Source organism: Paraburkholderia sp., from assembly GCF_049581445.1.
Taxonomy (GTDB): Bacteria; Pseudomonadota; Gammaproteobacteria; order Burkholderiales; family Burkholderiaceae; genus Paraburkholderia.
The window spans coordinates 1-7,929 of the sequence record NZ_JBAURZ010000289.1 but is presented as its reverse complement, the minus strand read 5'-3'; the positions used below and the strand labels follow the sequence as shown (position 1 = coordinate 7,929).

The following is a 7,929-nucleotide window of genomic DNA, read 5'->3' as shown; positions in this document are numbered from 1 at the left end:
GCGATGATGCTGATATCTCCAGCGCTGATCTCCTTGTGCTTGCCGATGGCGGCATAAACCTTCCTGCGCAGCGCGCGATCCGCTTTTCTGCCAGTGGCCGGCACCGCACTGCCGGGCGCCATCGCTGAGGTGCCTGGCGCACTAGCCGGTGCGCTGGCCGTATCGCCGGTCTGCGACCACGCATTGATGGAAGTGGCAACGATCAATGCAGCGACGGTCAGCTCGAGTATCTGAATATTTTTCATGGCTTGCTCCTGTCGAGGAGGGTAACGGGATCAGAACGTATGGCGGATGCCGATCATTGCCGCAGTGGTGGACACGCCTGGCGCGACCGGCGCTCCGTAAATGATTGTCTGGTTCATGGTCCCCTTGTTGTCGACATACCCGACCTGGGCGTATGCCTTGGTCTGCTTCGACAGACTGTATTCAGCACCCACCGCGAATTCGCTCGAGTGGTTCGCTGAATGGTTCCGGTCCTTCAGGTAGTAGTAGCCGGACGTGATCTTGAAAAACGGACTGAACTGGTAGCCAAGGCCGCCCGATGCCATTTCGAAGTCCGCGCTGTTGCTTTTTGCCGGATCCTTGCCGATGCTGTACGAGCCCGATACTGAAAATCCGCCAATCGTGTACATCGCGCCGAGATAATAAAAGCGATTGTTGTCCTGGCCTGTCGCAGCTATGGCCGGAGCCGTCGGGTAGGTCAGCGGGAACGGATTGGTATCGTGTCCGTTGTAGTACACGCCGGACAGATTCAGGCCGTAATTCGAATACTTGAGTACGGCCGACTCGCGCGTGCCGCCCTGGAATTGACCGGCGACGCCGCCCGGCGCGTACTCGAGCCCAAGCGATGTGCCGTAGAATTTCGGCGACGTGTAGACCAGCGCATTGCTGTCGTACAGCGCACCGATCGGCGCGTTGGTGCTGGTGCCGGGCCAGCCTGCTGCCTGATTCATGCCCAGCCACGCGGTCAGAATACTGCCGAAGTACTGTGCGCCGCGGACGTCGGTTTCCGCCATTGCATAGATCATCGGGATGATCTGCCGGCCCGCATCAAAGGTGCCGAACGGCCCGGATGCGCCAACGGTCGCGTACTGGTTGAATAACGCGGTAGCTCCCGGCGTGTCAGCCAACCCGGTCTTGCCGTTCGAGCTGTTGAACGAACCCTGCAGCTTGAAATTGATCTTGTAGCCGCCGCCAATGTCCTCGCTCCCCTTCAAGCCCCAGAAGCTGGAATAGATGCCGCCGTCCTTGAGCTGATAGACATGTCCCTGGTTGCGCGCAGTCGGCTGGAAAGTGGCTGCGGAAGTGCTTTGATACAGCAGGCCACTATCAAGTACGCCGTAGAGTGTGACCGACGATTGCGCATGTGCGGCAGTGGCGAACATCAGAAGCGCCGCGGCGCCGCTCAACTTCAATTTCATTCTGTGTCTCCGATGGTGTACCGGGCATGGCCGGCATTTTTTCTGGTTGTTGCTCGAACAAAGCTGCGTTGCTGCAAATCCGGCGTGTCAGGCCGGGGAAAAATACTCTGCGAACTGTTGCCGTAACTGGTGCTTGAGAACCTTGCCGGTCGCGCCATGCGGGACCGAGTCGACGAACACCACGGCGTCCGGCGTCCACCACTTCGCGACCCGGCCGTCGAAGAAGCGCAGCAGCTCATCTTCGGCGAGCGCGCTGCCCGGCTTCTTCACGATCAGCAGCAGCGGGCGCTCGTCCCATTTCGGATGCCGCGCGCCGATGCAGACCGCGGTCGTGACTTCCGGGTGCAGGTACGCGACGTTTTCGATGTCGGTCGAACTGATCCACTCGCCGCCTGATTTGATGACGTCCTTGCTGCGGTCCGTGATCTGCATGAAGCCGTCGGGGTCGATCCTCGCGACGTCTCCGGTCGGGAACCAGCCGTCTTGCAGTGGCGAGGCGTCGTCACTGCCAAAGTACTGCCGCGTGACCCACGGGCCGCGCACCTGCAGGTCGCCCGCAGCGTGGCCGTCCCACGCCAACTCTTCACCGTCCGGGCCGACGATCTTCATGTCGATGCCGAACACCGCACGTCCCTGCTTCGCCTGAACCGTGTAGCGGTCCGCCTGCAGCAGCGTGAGCTGATGCGCCTTGAAGCTGCATACCGTGCCGACCGGGCTCAATTCCGTCATGCCCCATGCGTGCAGCACGTCGACCTGATGACGTTCCTGGAACGTCGCCGTCATCGCTGTCGGACAGGGCGCGCCGCCGATAATCGTGCGCCGCATCGACGAGAACGCTCCCCCGATCGCATTAACGTGGGCAAGCAATCCTTGCCACACGGTCGGCACACCGGCCGAAAGCGTCACCTGTTCCGCCTCGATCAGTTCATATAGCGATTTACCGTCGAGCGCCGGCCCCGGAAACACCAGCTTCGCGCCGACCATGCAGGCGATGTACGGCAGCCCCCACGCGTTCACATGGAACATCGGCACGACTGGCAGGATCACGTCGCGCGCCGAACAGTTCAGCGAATCTGGCAGTGCCGCTGCGTAGGTATGCAGAATAGTCGAGCGGTGGCTATACAACACGCCCTTCGGATTGCCGGTGGTGCCCGATGTGTAGCACAGCGACGATGCACTGTTCTCGTCGAGCGGCGGCCAGTCGAAAACGTCGTCGTGACGATCGATGAGGTCCTCGTAGCACATCAGCCTGCCGGACAGACCGAGCGCTTCCGGCATTTGCGCCCGGTCGGCCATCGCCACGAAGAGCTTCGGGCTTTTAACCCGTGGCGCGACGCTTTCGATCAGCGGCAGAAACGTCAGGTCAAAGAACACGACGCGATCCTCGGCGTGCTCGATGATGTACGCCAGCTGGTCGACGTGCAGGCGGGGGTTGAGCGTATGCAACACGGAGCCGGACCCCGACACGGCAAAATACAACTCCATGTGGCGATAGCCGTTCCACGCCAGCGTCCCGACCCGCTCGCCCGGCCTGATGCCGAGGGCTGCCAGCGCGTTTGCCATGCGGCGCGCGCGTTGCGCGAGGTCCCGATATGAATAGCGGTGAAGGTCCCCTTCGACCCGTCGCGAAACGATTTCCTGGCTGCCGTGATGGCGTTCGGCGTGCATGAGCAGCGAAGCGACCAGCAGCGGCTGCTGCATCATCAGACCTTGCATCGTTGCTTCTCCTGAGTGGGTGTTTCCTGCAGCGCGCTGGAACACATTGCCGAACCGGCCGGGACGTGCACGGCGGAAGCGGCTGGTCCCTCAAGGCTCTCCGGCAGGCTCACCAGCAGCTTTCCGTCGGCTACCAGAACCGGCAAGGTCGTCAGGCTCAAGCAGCCTGCCCTCGGCGTGTGTCCGGTACGCAGGTCAAACCGCAGGCCGTGCGCCGGACAGCGCAGCACGTATCCGTCCAGTTGGCCGCTGGCGAGCGAGGCGCCGCCATGTGGACACGAGTTGTCAATGGCGTGAATCGTGCCGTCGATGTTGAACAACACAATGCTGCGGCCTTCAACGAAGGCCAGCTTGCGTTGACCCGGCGCGAGTTCCTCTGTTGTACTAACCGGTATAAGACGTGACATGCGTCATTCCTTTAATTTCGCGTGGCCGAAACCATCAGCGCAACCATGACTTCGGGCGACTGGACGCCGGAGAACGTGTAACCCGTGCTGAACACGAAGTGCGGCACGCCGCTCACTCCCGGCTCAGCCTGCAACACTCGCCGACCGGTCGGGCCAGCGCAGTCTCGCGATTGCGCCAGATGCTCCTTCAGGCTTTCGCGCTCCAGACCGCAGTCGCGTCCGAGGCGCTCGAGAACCCGGTGGTCGCCAATGTTCTCGCCACCCATAAAGTAGGCAGTCAACAGGCGATCAATCAGCGCTGTACATTGCGCTTCGCCAACAAGGCTCGCAGCGAAGTCAACCAGCTCGTGCGCGGCAGCGGTGTTGGGCAACACTTCGATCCGGTCAAATGCAAACTCGATACCGGCGTCGCGTCCTGCCCGCTGCACTTCTGCGCGCCTTGCCGCCACGGCTTCAGGACCGCCCAGACGATCACGATAGAAAGCCTGATACGGCAGGCCATTGATTGGCGTGTAGGGCAGGAGTTGATGGGAACGCCATCGCACCTTCACCTGCAGATCGGGTTGCAAACCGACAAAACGGGACACGGCCGTGTCGAGGTTGCGTTTGCCGATCAGGCACCACGGGCAGACGAAATCGAAAAAGACGTCGATCGTCAGCCCGCGCTTCTGGCGAACTTCCTGACCCACTTCCTCGCCAGCGTCCTGCTCAGCCTGGACGGCCCACTGCTGATCACACAAGTTCATGGATCAGTGTCTCCGCCATTGCCCATTCGCCAAAACCCGCCGCGGGATTCAGGTGCCCCACTTCGCCGAGATCGACCAGGCGACTGCCCCAGTCCTTCGCCATCGCGGCCACGCGCTCGAACTGCGCGAGCGGATCGTTGCGGCTCGCGCCGACGATGCTCGGGAACGGCAGTGGTTGGCGCGGGATCGGCTGCCAGCCGTTTTGCGCCAACGCTTCGATGGCCGGATAACCGGCCGGCAGCGGCATCTCGAGGTCGGCAGGAGCGGCGAGCAACGCACCGTGAATCTTGCGGCTGTGCTGCTGGGCCCACTGCACGGTGATCATGACGCCCGCGCTGTGCGCGACCAGAATCACCGGGCCGTCGATTTTCGCGAGTGCTGCGTCGAGCGCCGCAACGCGTGCCGCGCAACTGAGCTTGTCGTGTTCTAGCGGCGGCACCGAGGCCGCCTTCGGCAGCCTGTGCTGCAGCAGGGTTTGCCAGTGCTCCGCGACATGGTCGCGCAAACCCGGGACCATCAAAATGGTCGGTGTTGTATCGAGTGTCATCAAGCAGCCTTTTGCGAGGTCAGTACGGCTTGTCGCCGATAATTCCCGCTCGCTCCATCTTGCGGTGACATGGCGGATAGTCCATCACCGCGTAGTGCTGCGTGCTCCGGTTGTCCCAGATCGCGATGCTGTTCTTCTGCCAGCGCCATCGCACCTGATGCTCCGGGATATACGCCTGGCTGATCAGATAGCGCAGCAGCTCGCCCGAACCCGGGTTGGCGTCCTGCCCGAAGCGCACCCGGTCCGGCGTGTGATAGTTGGTGAAATGGGTGGTGAAGGCGCTCACGAACAGCACCTTCTCGCCGGTCTCGGGGTGCGTGCGCACGACCGGGTGCTCGGCGTCGGGAAATTGCGCCTTGAGTGCATGCCGCTTTTCGATCGGCATCGCGGCACCGAAGCTCGCTTCGATGCTGTGGCGGGCACGCAGCTCTGCAATCTGCGTCTTGATGTGCGCCGGAAGGTTCTCGTAGGCGAGAGCCATGTTCGCCCACATCGTGTCACCCCCAACCGGCGGACACTCCACGCAACGCAGGACCGCGCCAAACTGCGGCGCTTCGCGCCAGGTGGCGTCCGCGTGCCACGCGTTTTCGTACCGGTCATTGGGGTGATCCGGGGTCTTGTAGATGCGCACGAGGCCAGGATATTCCGGATCACTGCCCGCGACCGGATGGTCTTCCAGTTCACCGAAGCGGCGCGCAAACGCCACATGCTCGGCACGCGTGATATCCTGGTCGCGCAGGAACAGCACGCGATGCTTCAGCAGCGCCGCACGGATCTCGCCAAACAGGCCGTCGTCGTGAATGGCATCGGCGAGATTCACGCCGACGAACTCTGCGCCGATCGCGCACGTCAAGGGTTCGAGTCGCATCACTGGCTCCTCAGATGACAAAGACCGACGAACCGGTCGTCTTGCGCGATTCAAGATCCCGATGCGCTTGCGCGGCATCCTCAAGCGCGTAGCGCTGGTTGAGTTCGATCCTGATACGGCCCGCTGCGATATGCCCAAAGATCTCGCCAGCGAGTTCGTTCTTCTCGGCGGGGTCCGCGATGTAGTCCGCGAGCGCTGGGCGGGTCAGATAGAGCGATCCCTTCATCGCGAGAATCTGCGGATTGAACGGCGGGATCGGACCGGACGCCGTGCCAACGCAGACCATCAAACCGCGCCGCTTGAGCGAATCGAGCGAGCCCTCGAAGGTATCCTTGCCGACGCTGTCGAACACCACGTTCACGCCAACGCCACTGGTCAACTCACGCACGCGCTTCGCGACATCTTCCCGGCCATAGTAGATAACGTGGTCGCAACCATGTGCGCGCGCCACCTCGCCTTTGGCTTCGGTCGATACCGTGCCGATCACGGTGAGACCCAGCAGCTTCGCCCATTGCGACACGATCAGACCGACACCGCCGGCGGCCGCATGCAACAGGAGGGTGTCGCCCGCCTTGAAGTCGTGAATGCGGCGCATCAGATAGGCCGAAGTCAGGCCGCGCATGGTCATACCCGCAGCCGTTTCGCAGGAGATCGCATCGGGCAGTTTGATGAGTGGGGCCGACGGGACCAGGCGTTCGGTACTGTAGGCGCCGAGCGTGTTGATAAAACCGGTGTAGGTCACGCGATCGCCTACCGCTACGTTTGTCACGTCCGGGCCGATGGCCTCGACCATCCCCGCCCCCTCCACGCCCATGCCTGCGGGCATCGGGACCGGGTACAGACCGCTGCGGAAGTAGGTGTCGGCGAAATTCAGACCCACTGCCTCATGGCGCAGGCGGACCTGTCCGGCGCCGGGCTCGCCCACTTCAACGTCCTCGTAGCGTAAGACTTCGGGACCACCGGTTTCATGGAAGCGCACTGCTTTCGCCATGTTTGTTCTCCTATCCATTGCTCAACTGCAAAATAAATTTAGTCCGCCGCGAGGCGACAGCCACGGTCAGCGCACGGCCTGCTCGCGCAGGGCGTCCAGACGATCCAGATCACCGGCGTAGTTCCGCTTGCCGATAAAAAATGCGACAGCTGCCACAAGAGGCGCAAACGGCACGAGTTGCAACGCGCCAAGCAACCCGATCCGGTCCGCGACGATCCCCGTCAGAATGGCAGCGGGTGCCAGACCCAGCAGGTTGTTTGCCAGCGTCAATGTGGCAAATGCCGATGCGTGAATAGACGGCGGCGTGAGGTTGGCCACCATCGCACCTGAAGGGCCGCTAGCGCCTGCGCAGAAGAACATCCCGGCGCCGATCACAATGAGCTGCATGGGACCCGCAGGCATGCGGAAGCCAATCGCGAGCAATACGAAGCACGTCAGACAAAAGACGATCGCGGTGGCCCACTTCCTTTCCCGCGCATTCCTGCTGAGGCGGTCGGCCAGGTTCCCGCATACCACCATGCCAACACCCGTCACCAGCACAAACACCGCCGCGCACATTGCAGCCTTGCCGGTGGCCATGCCGTAGTAACGGTTCAGGAAGCTTGGCATCCACGCCCACACAGCAGCGGGCACCAGCAGATGGATACCGCTGCCTGCATAGGCACACACCACCGACTTCGTCGAGAAAAGCCCCTTCATCAGCGCGCGCAAACTCATCCGCACGCCAGGCCCTTGCACCTGCCTGCTCACGCCTGCCGGCTGCAGCAGCGCAAGACGCTTCTCGGTGACAACAAACCGGTAGACGATGACCAGCACGATCCCCATGGCGGCCATCGCGCCGAACGCCGAGCGCCAGCCCAGGTGAGCCGCAACTGCGCCCCCAAGGCCCATGCCCAGCACCGAGCCGAACGCGCCGCCCGCCATGAAGCTGGCGGTAAGCGTGGAGCGCAGCCGTGCCGGAAAAATGCTCAGGATAACGGCGATCCCAACACTGCCGTAGGCAGCTTCGCCGATGCCGACAAACGCACGCGCAAGCAGCATCTCGCCATAGTTCGTCGAGAACGCGCAGCCGAGCGTCGCCAAACTCCACATCGCCGCCATCACGACGATGCACTTCACGCGGCCCCAGCGGTCGGCGAGCACCGACAGCGGGAACGTGAGTACGCCAACCATCAAAGCGACCACACTGCTAAGCGAACCCAGCCGTGTGTCGGAAAGGGTCCATGCGGCCTT

Annotated in this window: 8 protein-coding genes and 1 pseudogene; all 9 read right to left on the bottom strand. The window is 62.5% G+C overall.

All coding sequences use genetic code 11. The features are described from left to right. A pseudogene (locus tag WCA85_RS23960) lies at nucleotides 1-245 on the bottom strand (BON domain-containing protein); the annotation flags it as partial. A gap of 30 nt (nucleotides 246-275) precedes the next feature. Further along, entirely contained in the window at nucleotides 276-1,421 is a 1,146-nt protein-coding gene (locus WCA85_RS23955; protein ID WP_424067337.1) for a porin, read from the bottom strand. Nucleotides 1,422-1,508: 87 nt separating this feature from the next. Further along, nucleotides 1,509-3,137 carry a 3-(methylthio)propionyl-CoA ligase gene (locus WCA85_RS23950; RefSeq protein WP_424067336.1) on the bottom strand — a complete coding sequence of 543 codons (1,629 nt, stop codon included), beginning with the start codon at nucleotides 3,135-3,137 and terminating at the stop codon, nucleotides 1,509-1,511. After that, complete coding sequence (locus WCA85_RS23945) at nucleotides 3,125-3,544, bottom strand: Rieske (2Fe-2S) protein (RefSeq protein ID WP_424067335.1); 420 nt, start codon at nucleotides 3,542-3,544, stop codon at nucleotides 3,125-3,127. The genes WCA85_RS23950 and WCA85_RS23945 overlap by 13 nt, the downstream gene beginning before the upstream one ends. An 11-nt stretch (nucleotides 3,545-3,555) precedes the next feature. Further along, nucleotides 3,556-4,290, bottom strand: coding sequence for a DsbA family oxidoreductase (locus WCA85_RS23940; RefSeq protein WP_424067334.1), 735 nt, complete (start codon nucleotides 4,288-4,290; stop codon nucleotides 3,556-3,558). Beyond that, the gene (locus WCA85_RS23935; protein WP_424067333.1) at nucleotides 4,277-4,837 is read right to left on the bottom strand and encodes an RBBP9/YdeN family alpha/beta hydrolase; all 561 of its coding nucleotides are present in this window, start codon (nucleotides 4,835-4,837) and stop codon (nucleotides 4,277-4,279) included. Before WCA85_RS23935 ends, WCA85_RS23940 begins: the two co-directional genes overlap by 14 nt. Nucleotides 4,838-4,856: 19 nt before the next feature. Continuing rightward, nucleotides 4,857-5,705: a TauD/TfdA dioxygenase family protein gene (locus WCA85_RS23930; protein ID WP_424067332.1), complete on the bottom strand. Its 849-nt coding sequence runs from the start codon at nucleotides 5,703-5,705 to the stop codon at nucleotides 4,857-4,859. Between the two features lie 10 nt (nucleotides 5,706-5,715). Continuing rightward, complete coding sequence (locus WCA85_RS23925) at nucleotides 5,716-6,696, bottom strand: quinone oxidoreductase family protein (RefSeq protein ID WP_424067331.1); 981 nt, start codon at nucleotides 6,694-6,696, stop codon at nucleotides 5,716-5,718. A gap of 66 nt (nucleotides 6,697-6,762) precedes the next feature. Then, the coding region (locus tag WCA85_RS23920; RefSeq protein WP_424067330.1) for an MFS transporter at nucleotides 6,763-7,929 on the bottom strand (1,167 nt) is incomplete at its 5' end.

What these genes read in the sequence shown, in the direction of transcription:
- WCA85_RS23935 (WP_424067333.1), bottom strand. Translation starts at nt 4,837, where the DNA reads ATGACACTCGATACAACACCGACCATTTTGATGGTCCCGGGTTTGCGC.
- WCA85_RS23930 (WP_424067332.1), bottom strand. Translation starts at nt 5,705, where the DNA reads ATGCGACTCGAACCCTTGACGTGCGCGATCGGCGCAGAGTTCGTCGGC.
- WCA85_RS23945 (WP_424067335.1), bottom strand. Translation starts at nt 3,544, where the DNA reads ATGTCACGTCTTATACCGGTTAGTACAACAGAGGAACTCGCGCCGGGT.
- WCA85_RS23955 (WP_424067337.1), bottom strand. Translation starts at nt 1,421, where the DNA reads ATGAAATTGAAGTTGAGCGGCGCCGCGGCGCTTCTGATGTTCGCCACT.
- WCA85_RS23940 (WP_424067334.1), bottom strand. Translation starts at nt 4,290, where the DNA reads ATGAACTTGTGTGATCAGCAGTGGGCCGTCCAGGCTGAGCAGGACGCT.
- WCA85_RS23925 (WP_424067331.1), bottom strand. Translation starts at nt 6,696, where the DNA reads ATGGCGAAAGCAGTGCGCTTCCATGAAACCGGTGGTCCCGAAGTCTTA.
- WCA85_RS23950 (WP_424067336.1), bottom strand. Translation starts at nt 3,137, where the DNA reads ATGCAAGGTCTGATGATGCAGCAGCCGCTGCTGGTCGCTTCGCTGCTC.